The sequence below is a fragment of the Microbacterium sp. RD1 genome (assembly GCF_052220165.1).
Classification (GTDB): domain Bacteria; phylum Actinomycetota; class Actinomycetes; order Actinomycetales; family Microbacteriaceae; genus Microbacterium.
The window spans coordinates 912277-929367 of the sequence record NZ_JBQPOL010000002.1 but is presented as its reverse complement, the minus strand read 5'-3'; the positions used below and the strand labels follow the sequence as shown (position 1 = coordinate 929367).

Here is a 17091-nt window from a genome sequence, read left to right as displayed (position 1 = left end):
TCATTCCCGCGGCGGAACCTCCGCCACGGGCTCGACCAGAACGGGGGCCGCGTGCAGGTACGCCGTTGAGCGCCTCTTCTGGTCGATGTCGCGGAACACCCGCTTCACCTGGACAGGTGTCAGCCCCGTCGCCGCCGCGACCTCCTCCGCACCGATGCCGTGGTTGAGGGCGTAGAGGCACAGGTCCATCCGGTCGTAGGGGAGGGAGAAGTAGAACTCCTCCTGTGACTGCGGCAGCGAGTAGGTGTCCGTGGTCGAGGGCCGCGAGCGGATCTCCTCCGGCACGCCCAGGTGCGCCGCCAGAGCGTAGACCTGCGTCTTGTACAGGTGCGCGATCGGCTTCACGTCGGCGGCGCCGTCGCCCAGCTTGACGAAGAAGCCCTGGTCGAACTCCAGTCGATTCGGCGTCCCGGCCACCACGTAGTTGAGCCGGTCGGCGTGGAAGTACTCGAGCGTCTTGCGGGTGCGCTGCTTGAAGTTGGATGCTGCGACGATCTCGAGGTAGGCGTCGGGGGTCAACCGTCGCGTGATGCGCTCGCCGTCGGGGGATTCGGCGACGACGGAGTACAGGCGGTAAGCATCCGAGTCGACGACGCTGGGCAGCACGATCTTCGAACGCCACCCCTCGCCATATTCCGGCACCACGCGGCGGATCGCGTCGTCGCGCCGCCGGTAGCATCCGAAGGCCATGAGGACCGGCGAGATGTCCTCGATGGCCGAGTCCACGTCGAGCCACTGCGTCAGGGATGTGCTGAGCGGAAGGGTTTCGGAGGCTGACTCGTTCTCCGGGAGGTGCAGCGCGAAGACGCGGGAGGACCCGACCGCCCGCACGGCGAGAGCCGCGACCACGCTCGAATCGATTCCGCCGGAGACGGCGACCACGACGCCTTTGCGTCGCGAACGCTCCACGACTCGGCGAATCGTGGCGGCGATGCGCTCCGTCTCCTCCTCCGCATCCAGGTCGAACACGTGTGCTCCGAACGCTGCACTCATCCTGCCTCCATTACGTCGAGCCGGTCGACGACGACCAGCGGCTCTGCCGGCTCTCGACCCCCGGGCGGGGGACCGGCGATCAGGTCGCGATGCAGCAGCTGCGTCGACAGCACGGCCACGAGCCGCATGTTGTCGACGTTGCCCAACCCGCTGCCCCCGGTCGATCGGCATTTGGCCACGAGGCGTGCCACGATCTCGGGGCGGAAGACGCCAGCCTGAGTGACGGCTTCGGGATCGACGACCTGTTCGAGCCACTCGGGCGTGGCGGCTCCGAAGAACGCCGCGGCATCGGGGGCTCGGTAGGGCTGTTTGGGGCGACGGAGCACCTCGGGCGGGACGAGATCGGCGAAGGCCGCCTTGAGCACGTGCTTCTCGTCGAGGCCGAAGAGCTTGTGACGCGCCGGCAGCGCCGCGGCGGCCGCCTCGAACCGCGGGTCGAGGAAGGGGAATCTCCCCTCGACCGAGTGCGCCATGAGCATGCGGTCGCCTTGGGACGAAAGGAGGTAGCCCGGCAGGAGCGTGGTCATCTCCAGCCACTGTGCTCGCGACAACGGATGCCACGAGTCCGCCTCAGCCGGGAGCAGGTCGGCCACGGCCGCCACCGGATCACCCGCACCGGGAGCGCGGTACGCCTCGGTGAGCATGCCGGTGAGGACGGCGGTGGAGTCCCACCGCGGTCGGTGCGACAGGAAGGGGTCGTCCGGGTCGAGGTTTCGCGAGAAGAAGCTGCGCGCGAATGCGGGCGCGCGTGCCGGGGAGCGCTGCATCCACGGGTACAGCACGTCCACGGCGCGCGAGCGCACGGTGGCCTGCGGGTCCCGGGCCCAGAACCGCCGCACCGCCGCCTCGCGGAACAGGTCGTAGCCGGCGAGGGTTTCGTCCGCTCCCTCACCGGTGACGACGACGCGGTAGCCGCTCTCGCTCACGTGACGGGACAGAAGGAACATCGGGGCGGCGGCGGTGCGCAACAGCGGAGTCTGCGCGCGGGCCACCACGGCGGGGAACGCAGCGGCGATGTCGCTGCCGCTCACGGTGATCGCGTGGTGGCGCGTGCCCAGCCGCTCGCTCACGAGCTGCTGGTAAGCCCCCTCGTCGTACTCCGCATCCGCGAATCGCAGCGAGAAGGTGTCGAGATCGGCGTCCGTGTACCGGCTGATGATCCCCGCGGTGACCGCGGAGTCGATACCCCCGGACAGGTAGGCGGCGACGGGGACGTCACTGCGGAGGAATCGCAGGCGAGTGGCCTCGATGAGTGTCTCCCGCACGACCTCGGCGCTGGTGGCGATATCGGACCGCAGCTCGTCCGCGGCGGACGGGAAGTCCGGTCGGGCGAAGCGACGGACCTGTTCGATGCCGTCCTGACCGAAGACGACGCACTCGCCGGGCGCCACTTGCCGCACGCCGCGGAAGGCGGTCCGGGGGGCGACGGTCGACCAGAGGGTGAACGTCTGCTGGAGGCCCGCCGGATCGAAAGCGCGGGGGACCTCCGGGTCGGTGAACAGCGCAGCGGGCTCGGACGCGAACAGGAGACGATCGCCCACCCGAGTGTGGAACAGCGGCAGGATCCCGGCGCGGTCCCGCGACAGCACCAGATGGCGCGTGCGGCGATCCCACACCGCGAGCGCCCACTGCCCGTTGAAGCGGGCGAAGCATTCCATGCCCCATTCGAGCCACGCACGGACGATCACCTCGGTGTCGCTTCGCGTGCGGAACCGGTGCCCGAGGCCGCGCAACTCGTCCGCGAGCTCGAGGTAGTTGAAGATCTCGCCGTTGAAGGTGATCCAGACGTCGCCGGACTCGTCGGACATCGGCTGCGTCCCGCCGGCAGCGTCGATGATCGTCAGGCGGGCGTGACCGAGCGCGACGTCGGCGTCGCGGTAGACGCCGCTGCCGTCGGGGCCGCGGTGCTGCAACTCGCCGACCATGGCGAGCTGCGTGCCGATCTCGGGCGCTCGGGAGCCGAACCGCCTCTCGCCGCTGATTCCGCACATCAGATCGAGCCCAGGATGAGACGGCGGATCTCGGCCACCGCCTCGTGCGGGCCGAGATCGAACACCGCGGCGGGGACGACCACCCCGGCCGCCTCCTCCGCGTACACGGCCAGCTCGATCGCGCGCAGGACGGGGTCGCCGCCGCGAGCGGCAATCGCCGTGAGCTCCTGCTCGACGGTGCGTGACAGCTCGCGCACCTGTGACCCCCCTGCGCGGGCGAATTGACGGAATCCCGCGAGCGAGAACAGACTAGGGCACGCCGGCATTCAACGGGATGTCGGATGCGAGTCATGCAAGGGGGCGGTCCGTGACCGACATCGCAGAACGCGTCGAGTCGTTCATCTTCGAGACCCTGCTGCTCGGTGACGCGTCGCGCGTCCCGGCACGCGACGATTCGCTCATCGAGTCGGGCGTCATCGATTCGACGGGCGTCCTCGAGCTCATCGAGTTCCTGGAGCAGGATTTCGGCATCACCGTGCGCGACGATGAGACGGTCCCCGACAATCTCGACACCGTCGACCGGATCACCGCGTTCGTCGCACGCAAACGCCCATGACCCGTGGCGCGTTCCGCGTCGACTACGAAAAGCTCGCCGCGATCACCTTCGCCGGCGAGCGTCCGCGGCTGCGCGAGCTGATCTCCCTGTGGCTGTTCGACGCAGAACTGCACTGCGTCGCCGCCTACCGCTTCGGGCAGTGGGCAGAGCGCCTGAGGCAGCGGCACCGGGTGCGCGGCACAGCGGCGCTGGCGCTTTACCGGTTGTGGAACCGGTGGAACACGAACGTGCACCATGCGGACATCAACCGGCGGGCGAGCATCGGCCCCGGGCTGCTCCTGATGCACCGGCACGGCGTGCTCATCGGTCCGGCCATCATCGGTCGTAACAGCGTCCTGCACCACAACGTCACCATCGGCCAGCGCGTCGCGCGCGGTGATCACGGTCTTCCGCGCATCGGCGACGACGTGTGGATCGGACCGGGGGCCATCATCACCGGTGACATCTCGATCGGCGACGGCGCGACGATCTCCGCCGGTGCCGTCGTCACGCGCGACGTGCCGCCCCGAGCGCTCGTCGCGGGCAATCCCGGAAGGGTCATCGCCCAGGACTACGACAACAGCGCGATGATCAACTTTCGGGTCAGCGACTCCGCGCCGTCGTGAGCGGGAGCTCGATCATGGGTTCGGGGAGCTCGCGCACCACGGTCAGCCGATAGAGAGCGCCCACGATCCCGAGCATCAGGAACAGGGTGCCCATCGTCATCGGGAACGCGAAACCGTCGAACGTCGTCAGCCCGACCGCCCCGGCGGCGATGGATGCCGCGCCGGCCAGCGCGAGATCGCGGGAGGAGGACTCGTGCGCCTTCTGCGCCGTGCGGACGGCGACCCAGATGCCCGCCGCGATGAGGCCCAGGAAGGCGAGGGTGCCGAGCAGGCCCGCGCCCAGGAGGAGCATCAGGATCTGATTGTCCAGAATCCGGTACTTCGGCAGGAAGGTGCCGAGCCCTCGGCCCAGCAACGGCGCGTTGACGAAGAACTCCCAGAAGAGCTCGTAGCTGTCGGTCCGCGAGGTGATGCTCGGGTCGTTGCCGACGTTGCGGAAGAGGGAGCTGATCGTGCCGAACAAGCGGGGAACCGCGGCGAACAGCGCTGCCGCCAGCACCAGCATCCCGATGAGGAAGCCGCGTCGTCGCTGCGGGGGCCATCCGATGAGCAGCACGGCCAGCGCCACGAAGACGCTCACGTAGGCCGATCGCGAGAATGTCAGCGCGATCGCGACGGCGAGGAGGGGGACGGGCGCCCAGCGCAGCAGTCTGCCGCGCTCCGAGCTGAAGTACGCGAAGTGCAAGGCGATCGGCAGCAGCATCGTGAGGATCAGCCCGAACTCGATGGGGTGGGTGGCCGTGCCCGACGGGCGGACGAAATCGCCCCGTGAGAACACCTCGAACTGCGCATCTCGCAGGCCCGGGATGGAGATGCGGTCGATGAGGATGTCGTTGGTGACGAACTGCAGGAGGGCGAGGACCGCGAGCAGGCCGCCCGCCCACGCCAGCAGGCCCGTCAGCGATCGCAGGCGCGCCACCGAGACGATCCCGTCGTTCGCCACCAGCAGCGCGCCCGTCCACGACAGCACGGACAGCAGCGCCACGTCGGCCGGGCTCACCTCGTCGGTGTCGATGGGGCGGATCATCCCGGCCAGGTAGCTCGTGGCGATCAGGAGGAGGAACACCACCGCGGCGATCCGAACCGGGCGCCGGGCCATCCGGTCCGCATCCGCGGTCGGGCGGCCGAGCTGGAAGAGCGCCCAGCCGCCGAAGCTCGCCAGACCCAGCAGCATCGACGGCGCCCCGGCGCTGCCGAGCTGCTCGATGACCAGGCGCGACGGGATGGCATAGAGGACGATGACGTAGACGAACAGCCAGGTGACCGCGTCGGGTCTCGGGGTCTCGAAGGGATTCATCGCGACGAGCGCTGGCTGCTGTCCCCGTCGAACAGACGGTCGAGGCCGTCCTGTTCCTCGTCGTCCTCGTCGGGTTCGGGTTCTTGCGCCTCGGACGGCGCCTTCTTCGCCGGGGCGTTCGCCCGCTTCACCGCGCGGCGGCGGAGCAGCCCGTCGAGCGCCACGGCGAGGACGATGGTGACGACCAGGCCCGCTCCGATCGCGACCACGAGGGTGCGGAGAGTGTTGCTGTACTCGGGCTCGGGCTCCAGATCCGTCGTCAGTCTCATCGACGTGACGATCGCGGGAGCGGGAACCTCGAGGTCGGCCTGCAGCTGCTCCAGCGTGCCGGGCACGAGATTCAGGACGTACTCCAGCGAGGCGAGAGCCTTTTTCGCCGTGGTGTCCGACATCGTCACGAGAACCGTCGGCCCACGCAACGACGGGTCGGTCTCCACGACGTACTCCGCGTCGGGCGACTCCTCGACCACCTGCTCACGCACCGCCTGCCCGTCGAGCTGGCCGATGATCAGCGAGGCCGGAGCGTCGAGGCTGCTCAGCTCGAGCAGCGGATTGCGGGTGCCCGCCTCCACCTGCGCGGCCGGCGGCAGGAGCAACTGCGTGCCGTGTGCGACATACGTCGGCGGCGTCGCCTGCCACGCCCACAGTCCCAGAAGCCCTGTCACGATCAGCCCGACGAGCAACACATACCAACGCCGCTGTAACGCGCGCAACGTCTGCCCCAAGCCCATGCCCGCTCCTCTACCCTGCCCCCGCACTGGCGCGGCGAGTCTACACGAGCCGACCTGGGGGAATTCCCGGCCGTGTCATGATGGTGCCTGCGCAGGATGAGGGGAGGGCGCATGACGGTCTGGGACGTCTTCGTGGCCTTCCGGCGACGGTGGTACGTCGTCGTGGCGGGCGTTCTCGCCACCGCCGGGGTCCTCGCCTTCATCCAGGTACAGGAGCCCGTGTACTTCTCCCGCGCACAGGTGTACTTCCTCGCACCCTCGAGCACGTTGAACCCGAACGTGCTCCGCGTCGCCTCGCTGGATCTCGTCACCGCGGCCGGCGTCGTGGGAAAACGAGTGAACGGCACCGACACGATGACGCGTACGGCAGATTCCCAGGTCACCCTCGTCGGTCGAGGCATCCGCGAGGGATCCTCCGTGCAGCTGCCCGACAACGGCGGGCAGTGGTCGGTCTCGTACAACCGGCAGGAGCTCGATGTGCAAGTCGCCGCTCCGACGATCGCGGCCGTGCGCCGGGAGCAGGAGCGGCTCTTCACCCGCATCGATGCCGAGCTCGATCGGCTGCAGACCGACCTGAATGTGCCCGAGAGCAATCTCATCACCACCGAGGTCGTACCGAGCCAGCCGCTCGTGGTGGAGATGAGCGGGGAACGGCGCCGTGCCCAGGCCATGACCCTCGCCCTCGGCGCCGCGCTCACGATGCTCGCGGTCGGCAGCATCGAGCTGCATGCGCGGCGGCCGAAAGCCGCGAAGCGCGCTGCGCGCTGACCAGCGCATTCTCGCCTTCAGGTTGTGCCGCTACAGTTCTCGCATGGGGGCAAGAGTTGGGGCTCAGCCGTCGTCGCGCGCGTCGACGGCTGACGGGGGAAAGCGCATCCGGCGAAGTTCGATCGATCGAACGCTGGTCGACAATCACATCATGCAGCTCTTCGACAGGCTGGATCTGCCGTCGTTGGAGGCACTGCGCGACGCGTTCGTGCGGATCGCCACGAGTGGCCCGGCCGCGCGGGTGGGCCTGCTCGCCGACGAGGATGTCTGGGTCTACGCGCCGGAGACGATCCGCGCCCGCCGCGACGACCTGGTACGGCAGGCGCCGGCCGGCTCGGATCCCCTCGCCTGGCTGCGCGGCTCGCTCATCCCCGGACTGCCCGTCCAGGCTGCCGTCGCCGGCGACCGACTCGCGGTGATGTACGACCACTCGCTCGTCGACGCCACGGTGAGCACCGCCTTTCCGCGCGTACTGATCGATGTCGCCCGCGGGGGCGCGGTCCCCACCCCTCCGGCCGAGACGGACAAGCCTCTCGCCGCGGCGCTGCGGCACACGTTCGGCCTGCGGCCCTCACGGTGGCGTGCGCTCGCCAGGGACGTGCGAGCCCGGCGGGCGCTCGTTCACGACGCGGGCAGCGCGGCCCAGCCGGACGAGGGAACGACGACCATTCGTCTCGAGGATCTTCCCCGGGTCTTGCGACACGAGTGGTGCCTGCTGCGGCGCGAGGCGTCCCGGGACGTGAGCCGCTGGGGAGCGAAGCACGGCGTCGGAGGCGCCGGCGCCATTCTGCTGCTGGCCACGGCCGCCCTCAAGCGCGTCGGGATCGAGCCCCAGCCGGTCGGCACGATCGTGGTGAACCTGCGCCGGTACCTGCCACCCGGAACGACCACGAACGGCAACTTCATCACGGGCCTCCGGGTGACCACGGGCGGCCCCGCGTTCGAGCTGGGCCGATTCGCTCAAGAGGTGAACCGCGCGCTCGAGAGCGGGCGACCGCTGTTCACCACGGCGCTCCGATCGATGCGCCCGCCGCGCGGCGGACTCCCGACGGGGGAGGCGGAGGTGAGCACCGCAGCGGCGGTGGCGGTGAGCCACCTCGGCGTCGTCCGCGACTACCAGGCGCTGCCGTGGCAGGGCGATGCGCCTGTGAGCGTGCTCAGCGTCGCGGACAGGCCCGCGCCATCCGAGATCAGCTGGACCGTCCTGATCCTTCACGGCGTCGTACACGCGTTCGCGACGTATCGCTCCGACGTCTTCGATCCGGATGCCATCGCCTCGGCGGCCGCGCTGATGGCAGCAGACCCGGTCGGCCTGCTGACCAGCGAGTACGAGTGATGGCGATGCGCGAGGACGCCCCCGCGGACGGTGCACCGCCGGAGGCGACCCTCTCGGAGCGGACCTCGAGCAGCATCCTGTGGATGACTCTGCAGCGGTGGGCGACCCGCATCGGCGCCCTGGTCACCCTCATGATCCTGACCCGCCTCCTCGCGCCGGAGGACTTCGGTCTGGCGAGCGCGGCGACCACGCTCATCCCCGTGCTCTACGTCATCGCCGACATGGGCTTCTCGACCTACATCGTCCAGGCCACGGACCTCACCCGGCGGACGACGAACACCGCATTCTGGTTCTCGGTGACGTGCGGGCTGCTGCTGGCGGGAGCGATCGCGCTGGCGGCGCCCCTGCTGGCGCTCATGCTGGGAGAACCCGGGGTGTCGCCGCTGGTTCAGGTCATGGCCACCTCGATCGTGATCGTGGCGATCACGTCGGTGCCGATCTCGCTGCTGCGGCGGCGGATGCAGTTCCGCACGCTCGCGATCGTCGAGGTGGCCTCCGCACTCGGTGCGCAGGTCGTCGCGATCGCTGCGGCGTTCGCCGGCGCAGGAGCGTGGGCGCTGGTCCTGCAGGTCCTTGCCTCGCAGCTGGTCTACGGCGTCATCGTCTGGGCGGTCACGCGCTGGCGGCCGGGCGGCGGCTTCGCATGGAGCGAGCTGCGCAGCATGGCCCGGTTCGGCCTTCCCGTCGTCGGCAGCGGACTGGTGGGAATGAGCCGGGCATGGGTGGAGACGGTGATCATCATCTCCGCGCTGGGGGTGCGGGAGATGGGGTTCATCATCATCGCCCAGCGTCTCGTGCTCACGGCGCAGGAACTGTCGGTCTCCGCGCTGCTGCCGGTGGCGACCGCGGCGTTCGCCCGTCTCAAGCTGACGCCCGAGCGGCTGCGCTCCGCGTATCTGCGCGCGTCGGCGATCAGCTACGCCGCGGTGACTCCGCTGATGGTCTTCGTCGGCGTCGCGGCGCCGGTGATGGTGCCCTTCCTCTTCGGCACCGACAAACAGCACAGCGCCGACCTGGTCCCCGCCATCGTGGCGGTGGTTCTGCTCAACGTCTCCTGGGCGATCGACCAGGGCCTGTACCTCGGCATCGGACGTCCGCTCCGCTGGTTCGTCCTGGTCACGGTCAGCTCCGTCATCGCGCTGGTGTCCTTCGGCGTCGCGGCGGGGTACGGACTCCTGGCCCTTCTGATCGCGTGGGTCGTCATCGCCTTCGCGGAGGCGGTCGCCCGCTGGTTCGTCCTGTCGCCGGTCATCAAGGCCTCGCCGTTCGCGATCGCAGGTACGCAGCTGGGCGCGGTGATCCCGGCGGCGATCGCCGCCGCCTGCGGGTTCGGCCTGCTGCAGCTCCTCTCCGGTGCTCCAGAGATCCTGGCGCTCGCCGCCAGCGGCATCGTCGTGCTGGTCTCGTATCTGACCGTCACCCGATTCCTGCGCGTGCGCGTGTTCGTCGACACGGTCACCATGCTGCCCCGCCGTCTCGCGGCGCCCCTGCGCTGGGCTCTGCCGCGTTCGATCCGGACGGCGCCCCCTGAGGAAAGGAACGTCGATGCTTGACTACGACGTCGTCGTCGCGACACGCAACCGGCTGGAGATGCTGTGGTCGACGCTTCCGTTGTTCGCCGCGCAGTCCCGCCCGCCACGGCGGATCATCGTCGTCGACCGCAGCGACGACCACGAGGCGGTGCGGGCGATGTGCGGCATCGTGGAGTCCAAGGGGGACGTGCCCATCGAGGTGCACTTCGGCGAGGCCGCGAATCTCCCCGCCCAGCGCAATCAGGGGATCGATCGCGTCGGCGCGGCGGTGACCATGCTCCCGGACGACGATTCGATGTGGTACCCCGACACCGCCGCTCGCGTCCTGGAGGTCTACGAAGCCGATCCCGGCGAGCGGTACGGCGCCGTGACAGCCGTCGACGCGTACTCGCCCCCCGGCGACGACGACACCGAAGCGCCGTTGCGCCGCACGCGCCTGACCGACCGGCCCGCCGTCATGCGCCTGCGCAACGCGGTCGAGGCGGCCGTCGTCCCCCAGCCGTTCGAGCTGTACGGCCGAGCACGCGTGGCCGAGTTGTCCGTCGCTGCGCGCGCCGCGGGACTGACCCACCGCTACGTGGGGACGCTCGGCGGGTACCGGATGACCTTCCGCAGCGAGGTCCTGCGCCGGCTGCGGTTCGACCCGGTCCTGGGGTCGCGCGTGGGGTACGGCACCCACGAGGACAAGGACATGGCTCTGCGGGTGCTGCGCGACGGCCTCCTGATCGCGGTGGCGGAGGATGCCCGGGTGTTCCACAACGTCCACCCGGGAAAGCGCGCGGGTGGGTTCGAGTACGGGTTCTTCCATATCCTCAACTACGCCTACACGTCTCGGAAGGTGATGCCGGACGACTCCGCGGCGCTGCGCGCGGTCCGCCGCTACCTGGGGTACAAGGTCTGGTTGTACTCGCTGCGTCGCGGCGACGTCTACGACCGTCAGGTCTACAGAGGCGGGCGTGCAGCGCTCTCGGTCGTGACGGAGCTACTGGCGACGTCACCGGACGAGCTGGCCGTCGCCTACGGTCGCCTGTGCGACCGTGTCCTGACTCCCATGGAAGGAAAGAACGGGTGAAGCTTTCGCCGCCCCGCCCGATCGGCCCTGATCGACTCCCTCGCATGGAGGTGGTCGTACCCTGCTACAACTACGGCGCGTTCCTCCCCGCGTGTGTGCACAGCATCCTCAGCCAGCCCGGACTGGACGTGCGGGTGACCGTCGTGGACGACGCGTCCCCTGACGGCTCCGGCGCGGTGGCGGACGGGCTCGCCGAGGCGGACCACCGGGTGAAGGTCCTGCACAACCAGCCGAACCTGGGCATGGTGGGCACGTTCAACCGGGGGATCGCCCAGGTCGATTCCGACTACATGCTGCTCATCTCCGCCGACGATCTCGTCGCACCCGGCGCGCTCACGCGCGCCGCCGCGCTCATGGAGCGTCACCCCTCCGTCGGTCTCGTGTACGGCCATGCTCAGAAGTTCGTGGACCAGCCGGTACCCCGCCGCGCGTACCCCTTCCCGAGTTGGACGACGTGGCGCGGCGGCGACTGGGCGGAGATGCAGCTGCGCCGGTCGTGGAGCAACATCTCGTCGCCGGAGGCCGTCGTCCGCACCCGCGTGCAGCACGAGGCGGGCCTGTACGACGCGGACCTGAAGCACACACTCGACGTCGAGATGTGGCTGCGCATCGCCGCCATCTCCGACGTCGGCCACATCAACGGCGTGGACCAGGCGTATTACCGGCGGCAGCCCACGAGCTATTCGTCGGCGTTCGGCATCTACCAGGACATCGCCGAGCGCTGGCGCGCCTACGAGCAGTTCCTCGCCGGCTGGAGCGACCGGGCGCGCGCCGACCGGCTGCGGCCGGTCGTGCAGCGCAACCTCACCCGTGAGGCGCTGACCGGGGCGTTGCTCCGGCTCGAGCACGGCGAAGAGGATCCGGAGGTGGTCGCCCAGGCGCGCGCGGTGGCCGTGGGGATCGATCCCGGTGTCGTCGGCACACCGCTCTGGCGCGACATCGACGACCGGCTCGCCGGCCGTCCGGCAGCGTCGGCGAGCGCCGCCGTCCGACGCGCCCGGCGCGCCGTCGCGCACCGCGCGCGGTGGTCGCGGTGGCGTCGCGCCCGCTACCTCGGCTGACCCGACGACAACCGTGCCCGGGCGTCGGCGTAGATGCCGTCCATGGTCGCCACCCGGCGGTCCCACAAGAACTCCTCGGCGACGCGAGCCCGCGCCGACCTGCCCATCGCGCGTCGACGCGCGGGGGAGGAGGCCAGTTCGGCCATCGCCGCCGCGAGATCCCGCGCGTACTGGGCAGGGTCGCGGGCCTCGACCCGGATGCCGCTGGCAGAATCCACCGCCGCTGCGGGTCCGCCGCGCGCGCTCACGATGAGCGGGAGACCGTACGACATCGCCTCCAGGACGACGATCCCGCCCGCCTCGCGATAGCTGGGGAACAGGAAGACGTCGGCGTCGCGGTAGAAGTCGGCCACCTCGTCGTGCGCGACGTGACCGTGGAATCGGACGGCACCGCCGAGCCCGAGCTCGGCGACGAGCTGCTGGCATCCCTCGCGGTCGTAGCCGTCCCCGACGATGTCGAGCGCCGCCGTGCCCGGGGGAAGGAGCGCGAGTGCGCGGATCGCGTCGCGCACTCCCTTGGTGCGGATGACGCGCCCGACGAAGAGGAATCGCACGCCGGTCGTTCGCCGGCTGGGACGCGCGGGCGCCGGCAACTCGTCGATGCCGACGTCGCTCATGATGCGCAGTTCGCGTACCGGCACGTCGCTCAGGAGCTCGGCCACGTAGGGGGCGATGCCCACGACGCACGCCGCGTCGGCGAACGAGGACCGCAGCCCCCGGCTCCGGCGCAGGCGGATGCCGTCGAGGCGGCGGAGCGCCGTGAACCACGGGGCGCCGCCCTCCTCCGCGGCGAAGCCCTCGGGCGACGTGAGGCTTCCGCCGAGCGGCCCCAGCACGTAGGGCACCCCGAGACCGCTCAGCGGCGATGCATAACGCAGGGACACGGGGGTCACCTGATGCGCGACGTCGAAGCGCTCTCCGCGTGCCAGTGCGCGCCTGATCCAGCGGCGAGCGCGTGCACGAAACAGCGGATATCCGGGGTTGAGCATCGCAGAGAACCGCTCGTTGCGGCCGATGAGCGGCGGATCCTGCCACTCCACGATCCGCACATCCGGGAGCTGCTCGGACAGTCGCCGCCCGCTGCGCTGACGGTAGGTGAGCACGGTGGCGTCGTGCCGCCGCGCCATCCGCGCGACCCATTCGAAGGCGAGCGCCGACTCGCCGGTCGCCTCCCGGTCGGCGTGCGGTGCGATCAGCAGGAGCTTCACGGTGATCCTGCTCTCAGCGCGGGATGAGTGATCCGCCGGCGCCGAGGGCGACGGCTCTCGAACGGGGCCGCACCAGCGCCCGCAGGGCGGTCCAGGAGGCGGTGTGGCCGAGAATGCCGCGCCGGACCTCCGTCAGCACAGCGACGGCGTAGTACATCGACGTGGCGATCCGGCCATGGCGACGCGCGTAGAGGCGCACGCGGTTGACCATCTTCATGGCGTGCGTGGTGGGGGACTCGCCGGAGCCTCCGCCGATGTGGGTTACCTCAGCCGTCGGCGTGAAGACGGTGCGCCATCCCAGATCGCGCGCGCGGAGGCAGAACTCCGTCTCCTCGGAGTACAGGAAGTAGCTCTCGTCCAGACCCCCGACGCCGTCGTAGCACTCGCGAGAGACCAGGAGTGCCGCTCCCACAGCCCAGTCGACGTCGCGCTGGCTCTCGTACTGGGAGGGGTCTTCGACCCGCTCGGCGAAGGCGGGCAGTCGGGTGAAGCTCAGTCCGCCCGCACGCAGGAGCGTCGGTGCGCGCCGGATGGAGGGCGAGAGCGATCCGTCCGCCTCGCGCATCAGCGGCGCGACGATGCCGACGCCCGGCTGCGCCAGCACCTCGAGCATGGCAGCGACGGCGCCGGGCGCAACTGTCGCATCGGGATTGAGGATGAAGATCGGGCCGTCCGACGCACCCGCCCGCACGCCGGTGTTCACGCCTCCGGCGAAACCGTTGTTGACCGAGCGGACGAGCGTCACGCCCCCGCGCGCGGCGACGAGGTCGGCGGTTCCGTCGCGGGAGCCGTTGTCCACGACGACGACCTCGTGCGGGCAGCCCTCGAAGGCGGCCGGGAGGCTGTCCAGGAGTGCGGTGATGTCCGCGGCGCTGTTGTAGGTCACGACGACGGCCGTCACGGGAGTGGTCACTCTCGGGATTGTAGTGTCGGCGACGACCTCCGACATTCGATGCCGCCGCGGTCCACTACGCTGAGCGCGTGTCGCGCACCCTATCCGAGGCATTCGATCCGAGGCGCAACAGCCTGAACGCGCTGAGGCTCGTGCTGGCGACCCTCGTGATCGTCTCCCACTCCTGGCCCATCGGAGGCTACGGACCGGATCCGGGTGTCGGGGACCTCAGTCTGGGCGAGTGGGCGGTGGCCGGGTTCTTCGGCATCTCGGGGTATCTGATCACCATGAGCCGTGATCGCGCGCGGAGCCTGGGCGACTATCTGTGGCGCCGCGTGCTCCGCATCTACCCGGCCTTTCTCGTCGTGCTGATCGTCGTCGCGTTCGTCTTCGCTCCCTTCTCGGTATTCGTTCTAGGGCAGGGCGAGTGGGACCTGCCCTCGGCGTTCTCCTACGTCTGGCGCGATGCCGCGCTCCGGGTGACGCAGATGGGCATCCCCGGCACGCTCGAGGATGTCCCGTACCCCGGGGTGTGGAACGGCTCGCTGTGGACGCTCTGGTACGAGTTCCTCTGCTACCTCGTCCTGGGCCTCGCGGCCAGCATCATCCCGCGACGACTGCTCGGTAGGGCGATCATCGTGGCCGTGATCGCCCTACCGCTCGCGGCGCTGGGGATCGTCGCCCTCGGGACGCCGTCGCTGGCCCTTCTCAACGCCGCGACGCTCGGGGGTTATTTCGCCGCAGGCGCCGCGCTCTTCATCTACGGCGACCGGATTCCGCTCCGCGGCTGGATCGCAGCCGTCGCAGCCGTGCTCATCGTCGCAACGGCCGCGACCTCCACCTTCCGGGTCCTCGCCGGATTGCCCGTCGCGTATCTGATGATGTGGCTCGGGGTCGTGCTGCCGTTTCCCCGGGTCGGCGCCGTGAACGACATCTCGTACGGGATGTACGTCTACGCCTTCCCGGTCCAACAGCTGCTGGCGATGGTCCTCATCGGCTCGGGGTTGCCGGTCGCCGTCTTCGTCGTCATCGCGATCGCCGCGACTGTTCCGTTCGCTGCCGCGAGCTGGTTCCTCGTGGAGCGTCCGGCCATGAAGTTGAAGCGACTCCGCTGGTGGCGTCGGCGGGTGACGCCACCAGCGGAGTGAGCGATCCTCAGGGTCGGCAGCGAAGCGGGCTCACGGCCGTCAGTGTGCCGTCGGAGGCGATGCGCACGAGCTCGTTGCCCTCGCCCCATGTCACCTGACCGCAGCTGGTCACGTCGAGCGGACCGTACTCCCACGAATCGTCCACGATCTTCAGTCCGCTGACGGAGCCCGGCGTCTCCAATCGGAAGACGTAGCCGCCCCCGGACATCAGCACGTTGTCGATCGTGGCCCTGGTGTTGTTCTGGTTCGGGTAGAAGAACGCCGCCGTGGCCTGGCAGTGTTCGGTCCGGCCGATCATGATGACGGAGTCCCGCACCGTGACCTCGACGCCCCAGTACCCCTGCAGACCGTCGCCGTGCCAGTCCACGCCGGGCGCGTCGCATCCCTGCGCGGGGTCGATGTTCACCCAGGACTCCTGGATCACCACCGGGCCGCATCCGACGTCCTTGCCGGCGACACGGAAACCTTCCGAGGCGCCGTCGATCTGCACGCGCGTAGCCGTGTACCCGCCGGATTGGATGACGGGCTGCCAGACGTCCTGGTTGCCGCGCAGGATCGTGGTGTCCTCGATGTTGAGGCCGCCGTAGCAGACGCCGGCGTACTCGTTGACGATGCGCGCGCTCACGAGCTCTACCCGGCGCAGCGTCACATTCGCCGCGCGGACGTAGAGCACGCCACCGGTGATCCGGACGTCCTCGAGCACGGCGTTGTCCTGCGTGACCGTGTAGTCGCCGGTGATCTCACGCGTGGGCTGCCAGCCGGCAGGGACCCCCGTGGTGGCCTTCGTGGGGAAGCCCTCGGTGCCCGGCGGCTCCTCGCTCGCCGGCGGTGCGGGCTGCGGGGGCTGCGGCTGCTCCGGAACGGGAGCAGGGGACGACGGCTCCGGCGTCGGCACGGGCGTCGCGGGAACGGTCGGCGTCGGCTCGGGCGAGGCGGTGTCCGACGGGGTCGGAGTCGGAGCCGGCGCCGCTTCGGACGGACCGAACTCGACATCCACCCAGTACTGGCTGGCACGCCAGTTCCATCGGGGCATCGATCCGGGAGGCCCGTAGGTGTAGACCCCGGAGCTGCGCTCGCTGACGGAGACGTCGGGGTTGGGCGAATTCGACTGATGGTTGCGCGTCACGGCGAAACCGGCGCCCTGGGGAGACCGATAGGACGCGACGTAGGTCGCGCCCGCCTCCAGGCGCACGGGCGTGCTGAGCGCGGCGGTCTGCCAGCCCGTGCCGTCGGTGGCCTCGAACCTCACTGTGGCGAGCCTCTCGCCGGAGGATGACCACAGCGTCCCCCGGACCTCGCCGAGCTCGGCCGTGGCCTTGTAGTAGCGGAGGGCCGTCGCGGCGGCGTCCTTCTCGGCGGTGAAGCGACTACCGATCTCGACCGAGCGCCTGTCGTGCTCGTGGTACACGCCCTGCGGGGTGCCCTCGCCCCACACGGTCGTTGGAGGAGCGCCGGCCGCGACCGTGGATGACACGATGCCCAGCGAGACGATGAGAGCCGCGAGGGCGGCGGGAACGGTTGCGCGGAGGCTTCTGCTTCGGAGTGGCGTGAAACGCGCCATCGGGGGACCCCTTGTGATCGGATGTGTGTGTGGTGCCTCTCCCCGGCACAATCCGTCTCAGCGCTCTTGACGGACAATGCATCCGCGTTCGAGAATAGGCGCTTCCCGGCCTGACGGCAACGAAGCGGGCACATTGCGTTGCAACTCGGTCTCGGTGGACTGTTGTGAATGGACGTGGAGCACGCGCTCCGATACCATGTGACTGCACTTCTGGGGTGTGCGCTCGTGCAAAGGTCGGTGGGGGAACCGGCGGCACGAAGCGCGTTGACTTGGGGTTTCGGTTCTGCCGTGCAGTTCGCTGCGCGATGCCGTCGCCCCGCTGGGGGACGGGGAAGACATG

Annotated in this window: 16 protein-coding genes; 8 read left to right on the top strand and 8 right to left on the bottom strand. The window is 69.8% G+C overall.

What is annotated here, in order from left to right:
- From nadE to ACTU3I_RS13175, 3 genes are read right to left on the bottom strand one after another with little or no spacing between them, the layout of a single operon-like run.
- Positions 1-993, bottom strand: a complete 993-nt coding sequence (gene nadE, locus ACTU3I_RS13185; RefSeq protein ID WP_442926150.1) for an NAD(+) synthase — start codon at positions 991-993, stop codon at positions 1-3.
- Positions 990-2984, bottom strand: a complete 1995-nt coding sequence (gene asnB / locus ACTU3I_RS13180; protein ID WP_442926149.1) for an asparagine synthase (glutamine-hydrolyzing) — start codon at positions 2982-2984, stop codon at positions 990-992. Before asnB ends, nadE begins: the two co-directional genes overlap by 4 nt.
- Positions 2984-3181, bottom strand: coding sequence for a hypothetical protein (locus tag ACTU3I_RS13175; RefSeq protein WP_442926148.1), 198 nt, complete (start codon positions 3179-3181; stop codon positions 2984-2986). The genes asnB and ACTU3I_RS13175 overlap by 1 nt, the downstream gene beginning before the upstream one ends.
- Before the next feature lie 110 nt (positions 3182-3291).
- On the opposite strand from ACTU3I_RS13175, the gene ACTU3I_RS13170 reads away from it, so the two are divergent.
- Both ACTU3I_RS13170 and ACTU3I_RS13165 read left to right on the top strand, forming a co-directional pair.
- Positions 3292-3540 carry a hypothetical protein gene (locus ACTU3I_RS13170; protein WP_442926147.1) on the top strand — a complete coding sequence of 83 codons (249 nt, stop codon included), beginning with the start codon at positions 3292-3294 and terminating at the stop codon, positions 3538-3540.
- Positions 3537-4145, top strand: a complete 609-nt coding sequence (locus ACTU3I_RS13165; protein ID WP_442926146.1) for a serine O-acetyltransferase — start codon at positions 3537-3539, stop codon at positions 4143-4145. Before ACTU3I_RS13170 ends, ACTU3I_RS13165 begins: the two co-directional genes overlap by 4 nt.
- Here the strand turns inward: ACTU3I_RS13165 and ACTU3I_RS13160 are convergent.
- Together ACTU3I_RS13160 and ACTU3I_RS13155 are read right to left on the bottom strand one after the other, a co-directional pair.
- A complete protein-coding gene (locus tag ACTU3I_RS13160) occupies positions 4123-5442 on the bottom strand; it encodes an O-antigen ligase family protein (protein ID WP_442926145.1) in 1320 nt (439 codons plus the stop codon). The two genes, ACTU3I_RS13165 and ACTU3I_RS13160, sit on opposite strands and share 23 nt — an antisense overlap.
- Positions 5439-6173: a hypothetical protein gene (locus ACTU3I_RS13155; RefSeq protein WP_442926144.1), complete on the bottom strand. Its 735-nt coding sequence runs from the start codon at positions 6171-6173 to the stop codon at positions 5439-5441. Before ACTU3I_RS13155 ends, ACTU3I_RS13160 begins: the two co-directional genes overlap by 4 nt.
- A 111-nt stretch (positions 6174-6284) precedes the next feature.
- On the opposite strand from ACTU3I_RS13155, the gene ACTU3I_RS13150 reads away from it, so the two are divergent.
- The 5 genes from ACTU3I_RS13150 (at position 6285) to ACTU3I_RS13130 (ending at position 11942) form a co-directional block, all read left to right on the top strand.
- A complete protein-coding gene (locus ACTU3I_RS13150) occupies positions 6285-6941 on the top strand; it encodes a hypothetical protein (RefSeq protein ID WP_442926143.1) in 657 nt (218 codons plus the stop codon).
- Positions 6942-7092: 151 nt separating this feature from the next.
- Complete coding sequence (locus ACTU3I_RS13145; protein WP_442926142.1) at positions 7093-8277, top strand: hypothetical protein; 1185 nt, start codon at positions 7093-7095, stop codon at positions 8275-8277.
- Positions 8277-9830: an oligosaccharide flippase family protein gene (locus ACTU3I_RS13140; RefSeq protein ID WP_442926141.1), complete on the top strand. Its 1554-nt coding sequence runs from the start codon at positions 8277-8279 to the stop codon at positions 9828-9830. Before ACTU3I_RS13145 ends, ACTU3I_RS13140 begins: the two co-directional genes overlap by 1 nt.
- Positions 9823-10881: a glycosyltransferase family 2 protein gene (locus ACTU3I_RS13135; protein WP_442926140.1), complete on the top strand. Its 1059-nt coding sequence runs from the start codon at positions 9823-9825 to the stop codon at positions 10879-10881. The genes ACTU3I_RS13140 and ACTU3I_RS13135 overlap by 8 nt, the downstream gene beginning before the upstream one ends.
- 44 nt (positions 10882-10925) lie before the next feature.
- Positions 10926-11942, top strand: a complete 1017-nt coding sequence (locus tag ACTU3I_RS13130; protein WP_442926139.1) for a glycosyltransferase family A protein — start codon at positions 10926-10928, stop codon at positions 11940-11942.
- Here ACTU3I_RS13130 and ACTU3I_RS13125 read toward each other — a convergent pair.
- Together ACTU3I_RS13125 and ACTU3I_RS13120 are read right to left on the bottom strand one after the other, a co-directional pair.
- Positions 11930-13150, bottom strand: coding sequence for a glycosyltransferase family 4 protein (locus ACTU3I_RS13125; protein ID WP_442926138.1), 1221 nt, complete (start codon positions 13148-13150; stop codon positions 11930-11932). The genes ACTU3I_RS13130 and ACTU3I_RS13125 overlap by 13 nt on opposite strands.
- 13 nt (positions 13151-13163) lie before the next feature.
- The gene (locus ACTU3I_RS13120; RefSeq protein WP_442926137.1) at positions 13164-14063 is read right to left on the bottom strand and encodes a glycosyltransferase family 2 protein; all 900 of its coding nucleotides are present in this window, start codon (positions 14061-14063) and stop codon (positions 13164-13166) included.
- 68 nt (positions 14064-14131) lie between these two features.
- On the opposite strand from ACTU3I_RS13120, the gene ACTU3I_RS13115 reads away from it, so the two are divergent.
- The gene (locus ACTU3I_RS13115) at positions 14132-15190 is read left to right on the top strand and encodes an acyltransferase family protein (RefSeq protein ID WP_442926136.1); all 1059 of its coding nucleotides are present in this window, start codon (positions 14132-14134) and stop codon (positions 15188-15190) included.
- Positions 15191-15197: 7 nt separating this feature from the next.
- Here ACTU3I_RS13115 and ACTU3I_RS13110 read toward each other — a convergent pair whose 3' ends face one another.
- A complete protein-coding gene (locus ACTU3I_RS13110; RefSeq protein ID WP_442926135.1) occupies positions 15198-16751 on the bottom strand; it encodes a DUF4082 domain-containing protein in 1554 nt (517 codons plus the stop codon).
- Between the last annotated feature and the right edge of the window lie 340 nt (positions 16752-17091).